Source organism: Xanthobacter pollutisoli (assembly GCF_040044995.1).
Classification (GTDB): Bacteria; Pseudomonadota; Alphaproteobacteria; order Rhizobiales; family Xanthobacteraceae; genus Xanthobacter.
This window is the reverse complement of the sequence record NZ_JBDZDP010000001.1, coordinates 243,891-259,229: the sequence shown is the minus strand read 5'-3', so window position 1 is coordinate 259,229 and position 15,339 is coordinate 243,891. Positions and strand designations below refer to the sequence as shown.

15 protein-coding genes and 1 pseudogene are annotated in these 15,339 nt (G+C 68.6%); 10 read left to right on the top strand and 6 right to left on the bottom strand.

Going from position 1 to position 15,339, the window contains the following annotated elements:
- The first annotated feature begins 14 nt into the window (after positions 1 to 14).
- From ABLE93_RS01245 to ABLE93_RS01225, 5 genes are all read left to right on the top strand, one after another.
- Complete coding sequence (locus tag ABLE93_RS01245; protein ID WP_348837351.1) at positions 15 to 3,032, top strand: DNA translocase FtsK; 3,018 nt, start codon at positions 15 to 17, stop codon at positions 3,030 to 3,032.
- A gap of 402 nt (positions 3,033 to 3,434) precedes the next feature.
- On the top strand, positions 3,435 to 4,247 hold the full coding sequence (locus ABLE93_RS01240; protein ID WP_348837350.1) for an ABC transporter ATP-binding protein: 813 nt from the start codon (positions 3,435 to 3,437) through the stop codon (positions 4,245 to 4,247).
- A gap of 2 nt (positions 4,248 to 4,249) precedes the next feature.
- Positions 4,250 to 5,059 carry an ABC transporter permease gene (locus ABLE93_RS01235; protein WP_348837349.1) on the top strand — a complete coding sequence of 270 codons (810 nt, stop codon included), beginning with the start codon at positions 4,250 to 4,252 and terminating at the stop codon, positions 5,057 to 5,059.
- Positions 5,060 to 5,181: 122 nt separating this feature from the next.
- Entirely contained in the window at positions 5,182 to 6,207 is a 1,026-nt protein-coding gene (locus tag ABLE93_RS01230) for an ABC transporter substrate-binding protein (RefSeq protein WP_348837348.1), read from the top strand.
- Between the two features lie 392 nt (positions 6,208 to 6,599).
- The gene (locus tag ABLE93_RS01225) at positions 6,600 to 6,806 is read left to right on the top strand and encodes a cold-shock protein (protein ID WP_348837346.1); all 207 of its coding nucleotides are present in this window, start codon (positions 6,600 to 6,602) and stop codon (positions 6,804 to 6,806) included.
- 91 nt (positions 6,807 to 6,897) lie between these two features.
- On the opposite strand, the gene ABLE93_RS01220 is transcribed toward ABLE93_RS01225, so the two are convergent.
- On the bottom strand, positions 6,898 to 7,482 hold the full coding sequence (locus ABLE93_RS01220) for a L,D-transpeptidase (protein WP_348837344.1): 585 nt from the start codon (positions 7,480 to 7,482) through the stop codon (positions 6,898 to 6,900).
- Positions 7,483 to 7,641: 159 nt separating this feature from the next.
- Entirely contained in the window at positions 7,642 to 8,484 is an 843-nt protein-coding gene (locus ABLE93_RS01215) for an alpha/beta fold hydrolase (RefSeq protein ID WP_348837342.1), read from the bottom strand.
- 267 nt (positions 8,485 to 8,751) lie between these two features.
- On the opposite strand from ABLE93_RS01215, the gene ABLE93_RS01210 reads away from it, so the two are divergent.
- The 4 genes from ABLE93_RS01210 to rpsU all read left to right on the top strand — a co-directional run bounded on the left by ABLE93_RS01210 (position 8,752) and on the right by rpsU (position 11,750).
- A complete protein-coding gene (locus tag ABLE93_RS01210; protein ID WP_348837339.1) occupies positions 8,752 to 10,053 on the top strand; it encodes a hypothetical protein in 1,302 nt (433 codons plus the stop codon).
- A gap of 231 nt (positions 10,054 to 10,284) precedes the next feature.
- Positions 10,285 to 10,683 carry a KGG domain-containing protein gene (locus ABLE93_RS01205; RefSeq protein ID WP_348837336.1) on the top strand — a complete coding sequence of 133 codons (399 nt, stop codon included), beginning with the start codon at positions 10,285 to 10,287 and terminating at the stop codon, positions 10,681 to 10,683.
- 78 nt (positions 10,684 to 10,761) lie between these two features.
- A complete protein-coding gene (locus tag ABLE93_RS01200; RefSeq protein ID WP_348837335.1) occupies positions 10,762 to 11,268 on the top strand; it encodes a YciE/YciF ferroxidase family protein in 507 nt (168 codons plus the stop codon).
- A gap of 224 nt (positions 11,269 to 11,492) precedes the next feature.
- Positions 11,493 to 11,750, top strand: coding sequence for a 30S ribosomal protein S21 (gene rpsU, locus ABLE93_RS01195; protein WP_348837333.1), 258 nt, complete (start codon positions 11,493 to 11,495; stop codon positions 11,748 to 11,750).
- Between the two features lie 28 nt (positions 11,751 to 11,778).
- Here the strand turns inward: rpsU and ABLE93_RS01190 are convergent, their stop codons facing one another.
- Positions 11,779 to 12,150: a hypothetical protein gene (locus tag ABLE93_RS01190; RefSeq protein ID WP_348837331.1), complete on the bottom strand. Its 372-nt coding sequence runs from the start codon at positions 12,148 to 12,150 to the stop codon at positions 11,779 to 11,781.
- Between the two features lie 150 nt (positions 12,151 to 12,300).
- On the opposite strand from ABLE93_RS01190, the gene ABLE93_RS01185 reads away from it, so the two are divergent.
- The gene (locus tag ABLE93_RS01185; RefSeq protein WP_348837329.1) at positions 12,301 to 12,483 is read left to right on the top strand and encodes a hypothetical protein; all 183 of its coding nucleotides are present in this window, start codon (positions 12,301 to 12,303) and stop codon (positions 12,481 to 12,483) included.
- A gap of 60 nt (positions 12,484 to 12,543) precedes the next feature.
- Here the strand turns inward: ABLE93_RS01185 and ABLE93_RS01180 are convergent.
- The 3 genes and pseudogenes from ABLE93_RS01180 to ABLE93_RS01170 form a co-directional block, all read right to left on the bottom strand.
- Positions 12,544 to 13,461 (bottom strand): annotated as a pseudogene (locus ABLE93_RS01180) (NAD(P)-dependent oxidoreductase); the annotation flags it as partial.
- Positions 13,428 to 14,498: a transketolase family protein gene (locus ABLE93_RS01175; protein WP_348837327.1), complete on the bottom strand. Its 1,071-nt coding sequence runs from the start codon at positions 14,496 to 14,498 to the stop codon at positions 13,428 to 13,430. The gene ABLE93_RS01175 and the pseudogene ABLE93_RS01180, both read right to left, overlap by 34 nt.
- Entirely contained in the window at positions 14,495 to 15,334 is an 840-nt protein-coding gene (locus tag ABLE93_RS01170; protein ID WP_348837325.1) for a transketolase, read from the bottom strand. The genes ABLE93_RS01175 and ABLE93_RS01170 overlap by 4 nt, the downstream gene beginning before the upstream one ends.
- Between the last annotated feature and the right edge of the window lie 5 nt (positions 15,335 to 15,339).

The window sequence follows — 15,339 nt, the reverse complement described above, 5'->3', positions numbered from 1 at the left end:
GGATTTCGGATCACATGCCTTCCTTCAACCGTCCTCCGAAACCTTTCGCGTTTCCTCCCCACGAGGCGGAGCCCGGCGACAGCCGGGACGCCGGCACCGAGAGCCGGGGCCTGCCCTCCTTCTACGAGCGCATCCCGGAATATGACCCCGCCGCGGAGCCCTTCAGCTTCGAGACGGCGGGGACGGCACCGACCCACAGCTGGCTCGATCTGGAGCTGATCCCGAGCTGGCTGCGCCCCTTCACCCTCGACGCCAACACCCGCTTCACCCGCACGCCGGACCATTTCCTGCGGCCGCGCGAGGCCGCCACCGCGCCGGTGCAGGAGGTGTCGAGCCGCGGCTGGCATTTCCTGTTCGAGGCCGCCGACGACTTGGCGGCGCCCGTGGCGCCGGAGCCGCTCGCTCCGCTGGAGCCTGCCGCCGCGCCCGCCTGGGCCGAGGCCTTGTCCGCCGCCCTCCTGCCGCATGCGTCCTCCCTCCGCGCGCCGGAGGCGGAGGAGATGGAGCAGGCCGCCGCTTCGCCGGCCCATGACGCCAGCGCAGCCATGAACCTCCCCGAGGCGCAGGTGCTGGATGCAGCCGCGCCGGAAGCTGCCCTTGCGGACGAGGCTCCGGCCGATGGCCTGCCCGAACCCGATCCTGAGACCCCCATCTCCCTTTCAACCGACCTTCCCGCGCCTCTGGCCGACCTGCCGGAGGTCCAGCCCGCCGCCCAAGCGGACGAAGTGGACGAAGCGGAGGTGCCGGCCCATCTGTGGAGCCTGCTGCGCCTCGTGGTGCTGGGCCGCGCAGCCGTGCCTCCCGGACCGGCGGAAGAGCAGGACCTCGATCCGGCACAGGCCGACGCCGACGAAGCCGCCGGGGAAGAGACCGCCGGTTCCGCGGCCGCGGCCGGCGATGCCGCGTTGCTGGAGGACGAAGACGAGGCGGACGAAGACGAGGCGAGCGAGGACGCCGTCGCGCTCTCCCAGTCCTGGGACGAAGACCAAGAGGACGCGGAAGAAAGCGACGCCGACGCGGACGTGGAGGACGGCGCGGACGCATCCGAGGACGAAGCGGAAGACGATGAGTCCGACGACGACGGCGTGGAGGAGGACGAGGAAGACGGCGAATACGAATATGAGGAAGAGGAAGCCTCAGGCGAGGAGGAGGAGCTGGAGGCGGAAGACCTAGACGACGAGCTAGAGGTGGAGGACGCCGAAGGCGAAGACGACGCGGCCGAAGAGGCCGAGATCGAAGACGATGCGGCCGAAGATCTCGAGACTGACGACCTCGAGACCGAGGACGAAGCGGGCGATCTCGAGCCGGAGCAGCCGCTCGCCGCCATGTGGCGACCCTATCAGCACAGCATCAGCGCCCAGTTCCTCGGCACGCCTTTCCTCGGCGCCCTCGCTCAGCCTGCGGCTCAGGCCCTCGTCCCGGCGCCGCGCGCGCCGGCGCCCCCCGTCGCTGCGCCCAAGGCGGCCGTCCCGGCGCTCGCGCCGGTCGGGTCCGAGGCGGACGCGGCCGACGGTCCCTATTGCCTGCCGCCCCTCGACCTCCTGCGCGAGCCGCCGCTGGTGGAGCCGGACTATGAACTGTCCGAGGAATTCCTCGACCAGTCTTCCGCCATGCTGCAGCAGGTGCTGCGCGATTTCGGCGTGCGCGGCGAGGTGATCGACGCCAATCCCGGCCCCGTCGTCACCCTCTACGAGTTCGAGCCGGCGCCGGGGGTGAAGTCCTCGCGCGTCATCGGCCTGTCGGCCGACATCGCCCGCTCCATGAGCGCGGTGTCCGCCCGCGTGGCGGTGGTGGAGGGGCGCAACGTCATCGGCATCGAGCTGCCCAACCGGCGGCGCGAGACGGTGTGGCTGCGCGAGCTGCTCGCCAGCCAGGAATTCTCCGAAACCCACCCCAAGCTCGGCTTGTGCCTCGGCAAGACCATCGGCGGCGTGCCGGTGATCGCCGACCTTGCCCGCATGCCGCATCTTCTGGTGGCGGGCACCACCGGATCGGGCAAGTCGGTGGCCATCAACACCATGATCCTGAGCCTGCTCTACCGGCACACGCCGGAAGCCTGCCGGCTCATCATGATCGACCCCAAGATGCTGGAGCTTTCGGTCTACGAGGGCATCCCGCATTTGCTCACCCCCGTCGTCACCGATCCCAAGAAGGCGATCATCGCCCTCAAATGGGCGGTGAAGGAGATGGAGGAGCGCTACAAGAAGATGAGCCGCCTCGCCGTGCGGAACATCGACGGCTACAACGCCCGCGTCCGCGAGGCGGCGGCGAAGGGCGAGGTCATAACCCGCAACGTGCAGGTGGGCTTCGACAAGGAGACGGGGGAAAGCCTGTTCGAGGAACAGGAGATGGACCTTTCGCCCTTGCCCTTCATCGTCGTGATCGTCGACGAGATGGCCGACCTGATGATGGTGGCGGGCAAGGAGATCGAGGGCGCCATCCAGCGCCTCGCCCAGATGGCGCGGGCGGCCGGCATCCATCTGGTGATGGCGACGCAGCGCCCGTCGGTGGATGTCATCACCGGCACCATCAAGGCCAATTTCCCCACCCGCATCTCCTTCCAGGTGACGAGCAAGATCGACAGCCGCACCATCCTCGGCGAGATGGGCGCGGAGACGCTGCTGGGGCAGGGCGACATGCTGTTCATGGCCGGCGGCGGGCGCATAACCCGCGTGCACGGGCCGTTCGTCTCCGACGGCGAGGTGGAGAAGGTGGTGGCCTTCCTCAAGGCCCAGGGCGGGCCGGACTATCTCGACGCCGTCATCCTCGACGAGGCCGAGGAGATGGAGGAGGACGACGACGCGGTGTTCGACCGCTCCGGCATGGCCGATGCCGGCGGCGACCTCTACGAGCAGGCGGTGGCCATCGTCATGCGCGACCGCAAGGCGTCCACCTCCTACATCCAGCGCCGCCTGCAGGTGGGCTACAACAAGGCCGCCAGCCTGATGGAGCGGATGGAGAACGAAGGCATCGTCGGCCCCGCCAACCACGCCGGCAAACGGGACATCCTCACCTTCTCGCGTCCGGGGTGAGGGTGGCGCGGCCACAGTCCTGCCCGCGACGCTTCCCCGCCTCGGCGGTGTCACCCCTCACCCTAGCCCTCTCCCGCAAGGGGAGAGGGGACAGGGCGGCTTGGGGGGAGGCGGCGCGAATGCCGCCGTCTCGCCGCTCGCGAACCGCTCCCTCCGCTAGTCGCCGGCCCGACTCCCTCTGCCCGGGGGAGAGGGTGGGGGTGAGGGGGTCCGACCCGGCAACCGCCGAACCTGCCGCGCACCGCCAAGCGGTACCTTGGCGTGCCGCCGATGCCCGCCCTTGCCTCCGGCTCGCCCTCGGCTACCTTGTCGGCTCGATCCGGGGCAACCGGACGGGCGTGAGAACGCGGGATCGGGAGGCGTTCAGTGGTGCAACCCTTCAGCGTGGTCTTGGGAGGCCGCATGGCTCAGACGTGCGCGGTGGGCCTGCGTGACCTCACCATCGCCTTTCCCGGCGCCCGCAGCGCCGACCGGCCCTTCGTGGCGGTGCAGGGGGTGGACCTCGATGTGGCGGACGGCGAGTTCGTCGCCATCGTCGGGCCGACGGGATGCGGCAAGTCCACTTTGCTCAACGCCACCGCGGGCCTGCTGACGCCGGCGTCGGGCTCGGTCTCCATCTTCGGCGCGCCGCTTTCCGGGCTCAACCGCAAGGCCGGCTATCTCTTTCAGGCCGAAGCGCTGTTCCCGTGGAAGACGGCGCTGGAGAACGTGGCCATCGGCCTCGACATCACCGGCACCGATCCCGAGGCGGCGCGCACCGCGGCGCGCAAATGGCTTGCCCGCGTGGGGCTTGCCGCCTTCGCCGAGCGCTATCCCCACCAGCTTTCCGGCGGCCAGAGGAAGCGCGTGGGCCTCGCCCAGGTGCTGATCCGCGATCCCAAGATCCTGCTCATGGACGAGCCCTTCGGCCCTCTCGACGCCCAGACCCGCCAGATCATGGGCAATCTGCTGCTCGACCTGTGGAGCCACGACCGCAAGGCGGTGATGTTCGTGACCCATGACCTTGAGGAAGCCATCGCGCTGGCGGACCGGGTGGTCATCATGGGGGCCGGCCCGGCCTCCCGCATCATCGGCCAGTGGAAGGTGCCCATCCCCCGCCCGCGCGGCATCGATGTGCGGCTGGAGAGCGCCTTCCACCATCTTCACCGCGAGATCTGGAGCGCGCTCAAGGACGAGGTGGTGAAGGGCTATCAGCAGTCCGAGGTGGCAAGCTGACCATGCGCAGGCGCGTCGTTCTCCTCATCCTCCAGGTTCTGGTGGCGGTGGTGCTCATCGCCATCTGGCATTTCGGCTCCACGGTGAAGCTGACGATCCCGGCGATCGCGGCCAAGCCTTTCTATCCCCTTGACCCCTTCTTCTTCTCGACGCCGCTCGCGGTGTTCGAGCGCACCTGGAAGGATTTCTACACCGGGGTCATCTGGTACCACCTCGGCATCACCCTTCTGGAGACGTTGCTGGCCTTCGCCATCGGCGCCCTGGGCGGCGTGCTGGTGGGCTTCTGGTTCGCCCGCCAGGCGCTCATCGCCGCCGTGTTCGACCCCTATGTGAAGATGGCGAACGCCCTGCCGCGCGTCGTGCTCGCGCCCATCTTCGCTTTGTGGCTGGGGCTCGGCATCTGGTCCAAGGTGGCGCTCGGGGTGACGCTGGTGTTCTTCATCGTCTTCTTCAACGTCTATCAGGGCGTGAAGGAGGTGAGCCCGACGCTGCTCGCCAACGCCCGCATGCTGGGCATGAGCGAACGCCAGCTCATGCGCCACGTCTTCTGGCCCTCGGCGCTGACCTGGATGTTCTCCTCGCTGCATACGGCGGTGGGCTTTGCCCTGGTGGGCGCAGTGGTGGGCGAATATCTCGGCTCGGCCGCGGGCCTTGGCTATCGCATCCACCAGGCCGAGGGCGTCTTCGACGTCACCGGGGTGTTCTCCGGCATGATGGTGCTGGCGCTCTTCGTCATCATCATCGACACGGCGGTGAGCGCCATCGAGAACCGCCTCCTCGTCTGGCGCCCCGCGCCGGCCGCCCAGGCGTGAGACACCGCCGCCGCGGACAATTTTCCCCGCCCTCACGGCGCGGCTTGGCCGGGGAATGACGGTTGTCGGGGACCGCATTGGAAAACGACACGCGCAGGCGTGAGACCAACGGGAGGAAACCAATGAAGATGCTCAAGCTCGGCGCGGCCATGGCCGCCCTGGCGTTCGCCCTCGCCGGTCCGGCCGGCGCGCAGCAGGCGGACAAGGCCGAAAAGCCCAAGCTCACCCTCGGGGTGGGCGGCAAGCCGCTGCTCTATTATCTGCCGCTGACCATCGCCGAGCGGAAGGGCTTCTTCAAGGACGAGGGGCTGGACGTCTCCATCAACGATTTCGGCGGTGGGGCGAAGTCGCTCCAGGCGCTCATCGGCGGCTCCATCGACGTGGTGACGGGCGCCTACGAGCACACCATCCGCATGCAGGCCAAGGGGCAGGACATCGTCTCGGTGATCGAGCTCGGGCGCTTTCCCGGCATCGTGCTGGTGGCGCGCAAGGACCGGCCGATCAAGTCGGTGAAGGATCTGAAGGGCGCCAAGATCGGCGTCACCGCGCCGGGCTCCTCCACCAATTTCTTCGTCAACTTCCTGATGGCGAAGGACGGGCTGAAGCCCGAGGACGCGTCCTACATCGGCGTCGGCGGTGGCGCTTCGGCGGTGGCGCAGATGAAGCGCGGCGAGATCGACGCCATGTCCAACCTCGACCCGGTCATCACCAAGCTCGAAGACGACGGCGACGTGGTGGTGCTGGCGGACAGCCGCACCGAGGCGGGCAACGACAAGATCTTCGGCGGCGCCAACCCGGCCGCCGTGCTCTACATGAAGCGCGACTTCGTCGAGCAGAACCCCGTCACCACGCAAAAGCTGGTGAACGCCTTCTACCGCACGCTCCAATGGCTGAAGACCGCCACGCCGGAGGACGTCGCCGCCGTGGTGCCGGAGGAATATCTGCTGGGCGACAAGGCGCTGTATCTCCACGCGGTGGCCAATTCCCTGCCGGTCTATTCCAGGACCGGCATCATTCCCGAGCAGGGAATGAAGAACGCCCTCGCCATGTTGGTGGAGTTCGACCCCGAGCTGAAGGCCGCCAAGATCGATCTTCCCCGCACCTTCGACCCGCGCTTCGTGACCAAGGCGGCCGGTGGCGCGAAGTGACATGAGCGGCGGCGGTGGAAAAAACCTCCGCCGCCGCCCTTGATCCGCCGCTATTGGTGCCTATCTCTTGCTCAACCCCAGCCGAGGACAGCGACGCGCGTCAATCGCGCAGACGCTTTTCGGGAGACGGACGGATGTACTCCGATCCTGCCGCGGTACGGGGTGTTCGTTCCTCCGCGTTCCATTTCATGGATATGCGGAGGGGCGAGCCGAGCGGACAGTTCGTCAACGGCCTCTTCTTCGTTTCCTTCGGGCCGCGACGCAAAAGCCTCCCACATGAACTCGTCCTGAACCACGCCTCGCGGCGCGGCGACCCTCGCGTCGCGCGCTGCCGGGGCGACTGGCGCTTCGCTGGCACAAGGCCGGCGCGGCGCACGCACAGGAGGCCTCAGATGGCCACGGGTACCGTCAAGTTTTTCAATTCCCAGAAGGGTTTCGGCTTCATCGTGCAGGATGAGGGCGGACCGGACGTGTTCGTCCACATCTCCGACGTCGAGCGCTCCGGCATGTACAGCCTGAACGACGGTCAGAAGGTGTCCTTCGACGTCGTCGCCGACAACCGCGGGAAGAGCAAGGCTGCGAACATCGCAGCGCTCTGACGCGCCGTCGGCTCCCCGGACGGGAACCGAAAGAAAAGCCCGGGCGACCGCAAGGTCGCCCGGGCTTTTCGCGTCTGAAGGGGCGGAAGCCTCAGCGCAGGACGTACACGGTCGCGCCGACGCGCACGCGGTTGTACAGATCCACCACGTCCTCGTTGGTCATGCGGAAGCAGCCCGAAGACACCGCCTGCCCGATGGTCTCCGGCTCGTTGGAGCCGTGAATGCGGTAGAGGCTGGAGCCGAGATACATGGCGCGGGCGCCGAGTGGGTTGTCGATGCCGCCGGGCATATAGCGCGGCAGGTCAGGGCGGCGACGCAGCATCTGCGCCGGCGGCGTCCACGACGGCCACTCGCGCTTCGCGCTCACCGTCTTCACGCCCGACCACTGGAAGCCCTGCCGCCCGACGCCGATGCCATAGCGGATGGCCTGGCCACGGGAGGTGACATAATAGAGGCGGCGCTCAGAGGTGTTGATGATAATGTTGCCCGGCGCGTACTTCGGATCGACGGACACCATCTGCCGGCCGATGGACGAGGAGCTACCGACCACTCCCATGTTGCCGCCGCCGAACATCTTGTTGAAGTTGAAGATGTCGTAGCGGTCGTCGGCGCGTGCCGTGCCGGTCGCGACGAGCGCTGCGACGGCGGCGAGAACAAGCGATCTCAGATACGTCATGGTCTGCGTCTCGGCTGTGGAGAGGCACGCCGCAACGGCCTCGGGAATACAGTTTTGTCGCCACAAAATGGACAAGACTGCAACCGCTTTGTGGCGGCGAGGTTCCCGCCCCACGGGAGTGTGATGCGTATTTCCCTCCGCGCGGCGCGCGGGCAACGCTCACCTACGGGCAGCGATACCGGCCGCGAAATCCGCCAGCAGGGCGTTGAAGCGATCTGCCGCCTCCAGGAAAGGGGCGTGGCCGACGCCAGCGAACAGCTCCAGCCGCGCGCCGGGAACCACCTGCGCGATATGCTCCGCCATGGCGGGGGCGATCACCTCGTCCAACGCGCCATGGACCGCCAGCGTCGGGACGTCGATGGCGGCGAGTTCCGCCTCGTAGCGCATCTCGCGGCCGAAAAGCGCGGAGCGCACCTGCGGCGGCACCAGCATGTTGACGCCGAACATCAGCTCGAACAGCGGCTGGGGGATGGGATTGGCGAAGCAGCGCCGCACGAAGGTGCGGGTGGCTGCAATGTTCTCCTCTACATCCGTGCTGCACATGAGGCGCATGAGGCGGTTGCAGCTGCCGAAGAAGCGCCGCTCGCCGGAGACGATGGCGTCGACGAAGACGATGCCGGAGATGCCCTGGGTGCCGTGGATCGACAGATAGTCGCCGATGATGCGCCCGGCATAGGACCAGCCGACGAGGATCGGCCGCTGCAGGTCCCACCCGCGGATCACCGCGTCGAGTTCGCCCGCCCAGCGCTTCGGTGCGCGGTAGACCTCCGGATCGTAGGGACGCTCGGACGCGCCATGGCCGCGGAAGTCGTAGGTCACGATGCGGCAATCGGCGAGCAGGGGGCTCGCGGTCTGGCGTGTCCAGCACAGGCTCGACTGGGAAAAGCCGTGGATGAAGAGGAGGGGAGGGCCGTCCTTTGGCCCGAAGGCCGTGCTGGCGATGGTGAGGCCGTCCGGCGTCTCGATGGAACGTGTCTCGCGGGCGGCAGGGATGGAAGACATGGCGGGTTCCGGCATCGGCAGGCGGCCGACAAGAGGGCGGGAGACGAGCTTTAGCATTCCCGCACGCGGGCCTTAAAGGCGGGCGGGCTGGGTTGCGGGGGAAGCAAAGAGCGCGTTCGGGATGAGGTCGGGACGCGGCAACGCCTCCATGTTGGACCCTTGTCGGGCCTTGGTGCTGGCCTCCCGTTGGGGCATCGCCTTGGGCGGCCCATCCGCCGGTGCTATATAGCGCGGCGATCGCGACCCATCGCAGGAGGCGACGGACAAATGCCCACCTCACCCGTCTCCCGGCCCGGCCATCTTGCCCGTTGCCTTATGATCGCCGGGGTCGCCCTGGCGGGGCTCGTGCCTCAGGCGGCGCTGGCGACGGAGCGCTACATGGCGCTGGCCCTGCCCTTCTTCGAGCCCTACCGGGTTGCCATCGCAACGCTGGAGGTGCAAGGCGGCAAGGTGTCCGGCACGCTGGCGCCGCCCGCGGGGGATCCCCGCGCTCCGCTGCCGCTGTCCGGGACGCTGGCCGACGGCGCGCTGCGCCTGACCATCGGTCAAGGCAACGACACCTACACCCTCGCCTTCAGCGAGAACCAGCGCGGGCTTCACCACATCTTCGAGGAGGCGGCGAGCATTCCCGGGCTGGATGCGGTCAGCCTGTTTCGTCCCGAGGACGGATTTTCCGCGGCGGCGCTCGCGCTCCAGCACGATTCGGACAATTGGTGCGGCCGGGTCTACGGCGGCCTGACGCTGACGCTGCGCGCCGCCGAGCTCGTCCGTACGCCGGCCGCCCCCGCGGCTCTGGCGGAGCTGGACGTGGTGGTCACGCCCCAGCAGGGTGGCGCGGTGAAGGCGAAGCTGAAGGACGTGTGGAGCCGCCTGCGCCTCGCCGCGCGCGACAATGAGGACGTCAGCTTCGACGTGGCGGTGCCCCTCGGCAGCGAGGTACGCACCGCTCAGGAGTTGCGGCGGATGCCGCAGGTGGCGGCGGTGATGCTGCCCTCCCTGTGCGGGGAGATGGCCCTCGTTGTGGTGTCCCGCCCGAAGATCGCCGACGGCGACACGGTGTCCGAGGCCAAGCTGAAGGCCTATGGCGACGCCATGCTGTCGCGCCTCCTCTCGGGGGCGCCGCCGGAGGCGACCATCCCCGGCCAGCGCAAGTTCAAGCTGGCGGGCGCCGTGGTGCCGGGCGAGGCGGGGCCGGCCTACAAGGCCACCATCACCGCCGAGGCCGAGGCGACGCGGCTCGGCAGGGGCAACTGGGACCAGTTCACCCTGCTCTTGCAGCCCGTCGTCACCGCCACCGACACCGGCGCCAGCATCTCGCTGATTCCGGCCGTCTCGGACCTGCGGACGGCGAAGAAGACCGGGCCGCAGCCGCCGGCAGACAACACCTTCCGGGCGGTGGACGATTCCGCCGTGGTGGCCACCATCGCCCAGCGGCTCGTCTCCTACATCGCCGATGCCGAGGGCAGCCGCTGCGCCTTTCTCACTCAGGCGGATTTCGAGGAGCCGGACGGCGCCATCTCGTGCGCCAACCTCGCCCTCGACGACGTCACCCACCCCGACGACAATTGAGCAGGCGGGGCGGGCGAAGGGCCACCGCCGCGCTCCCGGTCGTTTCGCGCTGCATTCTTGACCTTCGGGCATCCGCTTATTGTATCGCTGGCGCTTGTGGGTGCCACCGCGAGGCTATCGCTAAGTATAGATATCGCGCAGCCCAAGTTGTCGCAGGCCAGAATTGATTTCGGAACCATCCCGGAAGGTCCCCGTTGTTTCGGCAGGGGGGCCAACGCGAGGATCGTTCCTATGAACAATCGACAGCATGGCGGTTCCGGTAACTTCGAGAATGACCGCGAACGCGCCTCCGAAGCGGGCCGCAAGGGAGCCGAGGCCCGGCAGCAGGGAGAAAACCGCCAGGATCCCAACCGGCAGCAGACCCAGAAGGATCACGGCAGTGGCCAGCAGGGCGGCGTCGCCCAGGGCCGCAACCAGGATCGCCATGGGTCGGATGCCGGCCAGAAAAGCGCGGATGCCCGCCAGCAGGGTGACAATCCCAGGGATGGCAACCGCCAGCAGAGCCAGCAGGATCATGCCGCCGGCCAGCAGGGCGGCTTCCAGGATCGCGACCGAGCCGCGGATGCGGGCCGCAAAGCCGGCCTGAATCCGTCCGATTCGGACTCCGGCCGCAAGGGCGGCCAGCGCTGATCGCAGAGGAGCGGCCGCCTCGTGCGGCCCCTCCTCCCCTCAGCGCCATTGCTCAACACCAATAGAAGGAGACAAGCCATGGGCTTCTTTTCCAAGGACATTCATTCCATGGACGACCTTTTCGTCCACACCCTTCGCGACATCTATTATGCCGAGAAGCGCATCCTGAAGGCGCTTCCGACGATGATCGAGAAGGCCTCCAATTCCACCCTGAAGCAGAGCTTCGAGAGCCATCTCGGCGAGACCGAGGGCCACGTGAAGCGCCTGGAGGAGGTGTTCCGCATGCATGGTGTCGAGGCCAAGACGGTGAAATGCCCGGCCATCGACGGCATCATCGAGGAAGCCGAGGAGATCGCCGGCGAGGTCGCCGACCAGGAGGTCCTGGACGCCGCACTCGCGGCCGCCGCTCAGGCGGTGGAGCATTACGAGATCACGCGCTACGGCACGCTCATCGCCTGGGCGCGCACCCTGGGGCGCAACGACTGCGCCTCCGTGCTCCAGCGCAACCTCGACGAGGAGAAGGCCGCCGACGCGAAGCTGACACGCATCGCCGAAGCCCGGCTCAACATGCGGGCGGCCGAGTAGCCTCGCGCAAAGGGTCGGTGATCCGGCTCACGCCTTCGTCCCGGTCCCTGCCGCCCCAAAGGCGGCGGGGCACCGGGATACGGCATGTGTGGCATCAATTCGTGAAAAGGCGACATCGCGCCGGATCTGGGCTAAGGTCCCGACCCCGGCTTTGTCGGGCATGCCCCGGACGAGCGGCCATCTTGTGGCCGGGGAGCCGTGGCGACCTTCAGATTGGAAGTCTTTTGCAGGTCCTCGTCAGAGACAACAACGTCGAGCAGGCACTCAAGGTTCTCAAGAAGCGGATGCAGCGCGAAGGCATCTTCCGCGAGATGAAGCAGCGCCGGGCTTATGAAAAGCCGTCCGAGCGCCGCGTGCGGGAGCATGATGAAGCCATCCGCCGCAGCCGCAAGGCGGCGCGCAAGAAGGCCCAGCGCGAAGGGCTCATCGCTGCGCCCAAGCCGCGGGTGAAGAAGACCGCCCCCACCTCCGCACCGCGCTGAGCCTTTGGCGAATCTCGCCGTCCGATCTTCAGAAGAACGGACGGGTGAGCTTCGCCGAGCCCAGCACCTTGCCCCCGGCGTCGAGCGCATCCACCGTCCAGGTGTACATGCCCCCGACGCAGGGCGGGCGGAAGGACACCGTGCCTTTCGCGATCGCCCCGCCGGCCGGCAGGGCGACTTCCGCGCCACCGAGCTCGCGCCCGGCCGAATTGGTCAGGGCAAAGCGCAGGCGGTGCGTGCCTTCAGGCGCGTGCTGCACCAGAAACTCCGGGCTGACCGGGGTGGGCGAGCAAAGGCGTGTACCGATCCAGGAAAAATCCACCGTCATGTCGGGCGTGAGGGCCTGGGCGCAGGTGATCCCGGCCCAGAGAATGCACGTTGCCGCGCCAAGCGTCTTCATATGGGGCCCTCTGGCTTCGGTGGAGAAGCCGCCCCACGCCTAGCACATCTCGCCGAATTTGGTTGGTAGAAACGGCGAACGGCGAAAATATTCGCGTGATCTTGCGCGATTTTTCGAGCTATGCCGTATGTTTTCGTGCTACCAGAGCCTATGCAAGCGAAATACAAGCTGAATGCACAGGTCGAGTTCGTGGTGGGCTTCCGCTCGCCGCCCGGGCGCTTTCGCGTCATCCGGGAGCTGCCGCCCGAACGGGGCGAGCCGAGCTACCGCGTGAAGAGCGAGCAGGAAGCCTTCGAGCGGGTCGCCCGCGAATCCGAGCTCCGCGGCCTCTAGTCTTTCCTCGACCTGCCAGAACGGTCCTCTCCCGGAGGGCCGGCGCGCCGCGCGTGGCGCTCAGGGTTCTGCCTTGGGCGGCGCGCCGCCATAGGCCTGGATGACCTGGCTGTCGTCCAGCGCCCCCTTCCCCTGGCCCGAGACGGCGAGGAAGAGCTGGTGAGCGATGGCCGCCAGCGGCAGAGGTGCCCGGGCATCGGCGCCGGCCTGCAGCACGATGCCCAAGTCCTTCACGAAGATATCCACGGCACTGGTCACCGGCGGGTCGTCCACGCCCATGCGGGGGCCGCGATCGCGCAGCATCCAGCTCGCGGCGGCCGAGCCGCCGAGGATCTCCTGCGCCAGCGCGAGGTCCACGCCGAGCTTACGCGCCAGCGCCATGGCTTCCGCCGCCGCGGCGAGGTGAACCCCGCACAGAAGCTGGTTCAGCGTCTTCAGCGTGGCGCCCATGCCGGGCCGCTCGCCCACATGGAACAGCTTGTCGCCCAGCGCAGCCAGCAGGGGCCGCACCCGGGCGAAGGTCTCGGCCGGCCCGCCGGCCATGATGGAGAGGGTGCCCGCCTTTGCGCCCGCCGTGCCTCCGGACACTGGCGCGTCGAGGAAGCGGCGGCCGGCGGCCAGCACGCGCGCCGCCAGCGCCTCCACCTGCCGCGGCGGGCAGGTGGCCATGAGAATCACGGTTGCCCCCTCCGGCAAGGCGTCGAGCGCACCGGCGGCAAAGAGCACGTCGTCCGCCTGGGCGGCATTCACCACCATGAGAATGAGGGCGTCCGCCCCCGCCGCCGCGGCAGCCGCCGAAGCGGCCGTTCCCCCGCCCGCGGCGGCGAGGTCGGTGGCGGCGCCGGCGCGCTGGTCGAACCCGCGCACCGCAAATCCCGCCGTCACCAGATTGCGGGCCATGGGCATCCCCATGGCCCCGAGCCCGACGAAGCCGACCTGCGCGCTCACGAGGCGGCCCGGTCGGGAACGGCGGTCGGCCTGCCGGCGAGGGTGGCCTTCAAGGTGGCGGCGAGGGCATCGGCCGAGATGCCGTAGCGCTCGTGCAGGGTGGGCAGCGCCCCGGCGTCCAGGAAGGCGTCGGGCAGGGCCACCTGGCGGAAGGCGGCCGGCATCACGCCTGCCCGCAGCAGCGCGCCCGCCACCGCCTCGCCGAGCCCGCCCACCACCGAATGATTCTCTGCCACCACCACCGGCCGTCCGGTGCGGGCCGCCGCGGCGAGGATGGTCGCCTCGTCCAGCGGCTTGATGGTGGGCGTGTGCAGCACCGCCACCTCGATGCGGTCGGCCCGCAGCGCCTCGGCCACCTCCAGCGCCCGCATGGTCATGAGGCCGGACGAGATCACCAGCACGTCGGCGCCCTCGCGGATCATCTGCGCCTTGCCGAGCTGGAAGCTGTAGCCGTACTCGTCCAGCACGAGGGGCACGTTGCCGCGCAGCAGGCGCATATAGACCGGCCCCTTGTGGGCGGCGATGGCATGGGTTGCCTGGCCGATGTCGAGGGCGTCGCACGGGTCCACCACCGTGAGGTTGGGCATGCCGCGGAAGATGGCGAGGTCCTCGGTCGCCTGGTGGCTCGGGCCATAGCCGGTGGTGAGGCCGGGCAGGGCGCACACCACCTTCACGTCCAGCTCCTCCTCGGCGATGGCGAGGCAGATGAAATCATAGGCCCGGCGCGAGGCGAACACCGCATAGGTGGTGGCAAACGGGGTGAAGCCCTCCCGCGCCATGCCGGCGGCGGCCGCCATCAGGAGCTGCTCGGCCATGCCCATCTGGTAGAAGCGGTCGGGATGGGCCTTCGCGAAGACGTGGAGGTCGGTGTATTTGGACAGGTCCGCCGTCATGCCGACGATGTCGGGCCGGCTGTCCGCCAGCTCGGCGAGCGCCGCGCCGAAAGGGGCGGCGAGGGTGCGCTGGCCGGGCGCGGCGAGCGAGGCGATCATCGCGGAGGTGGTGAGGCGCGGACCCCCGCTCTCGCCGGAGAGATGGGCGGGGCGCTCGTATTTCGACCGTCTCATGCGGGCCTCCCGGCATCCAGAACGTCGAGCGCGCTCTGCCATTCGTCGGCTTCCACGCGCAGGAAATGATTGCGCTCGCGCGCCTCGAGGAAGGGCACGCCCTTGGCCATCCGGGTGTCGCAGATGACGATGCGCGGCGTCCTGCCCTCATGGGCGCGGGCGGCGTCGAAGGCCGCCACCAAAGCGGCCATGTCGTTGCCGTCCACCCGCTGCACGAACCAGCCGAAGGCCTCGAACTTCGGCGCCAGCGGCTCGAAATTCATGACGCCCCTGGAGGGGCCGTCGGCCTGCATGTTGTTCACGTCGACGATGCCGATGAGGTTGTCGAGGCCGTGGCTGCCGGCCGACATGGCGGCCTCCCAGGTGGAGCCCTCGTCCAGCTCGCCATCGGAGAACAGCGTGTAGCAGAAGGCCTTGGAGCCCTTGCGCTTCAGCCCCAGGCAGATGCCGATGGCGATGGGCAGGCCGTGGCCCAGCGAGCCGCCCGTCACCTCCATGCCGGGGGTGTAGGCCGCCATGCCGGACATGGGCAGGCGGCTGTCGTCGCAGCCGTAGGTGTCGATCTCGTCCTCGGGCAGGATGCCGGCCTCGATCAGGGCGGCGTAGAGCGCGATGGCGTAATGGCCGATGGAGAGGAGGAAGCGGTCGCGCTCCTCCCATTCCGGCTCGCCCGGCCGGTAGTTGAGCGCGTGGAAATAGGACACCGCCAGCACGTCGGCGATGCCGAGGGCCTGCGCGATATAGCCCTGCCCCTGCACCGCGCCCATGCGCAGGGCGTTGCGCCGGATGCGGTAGGCGCGCTCCTTGAGGGCCGTGTTGTGGCCGATCTCGCCCATGGATC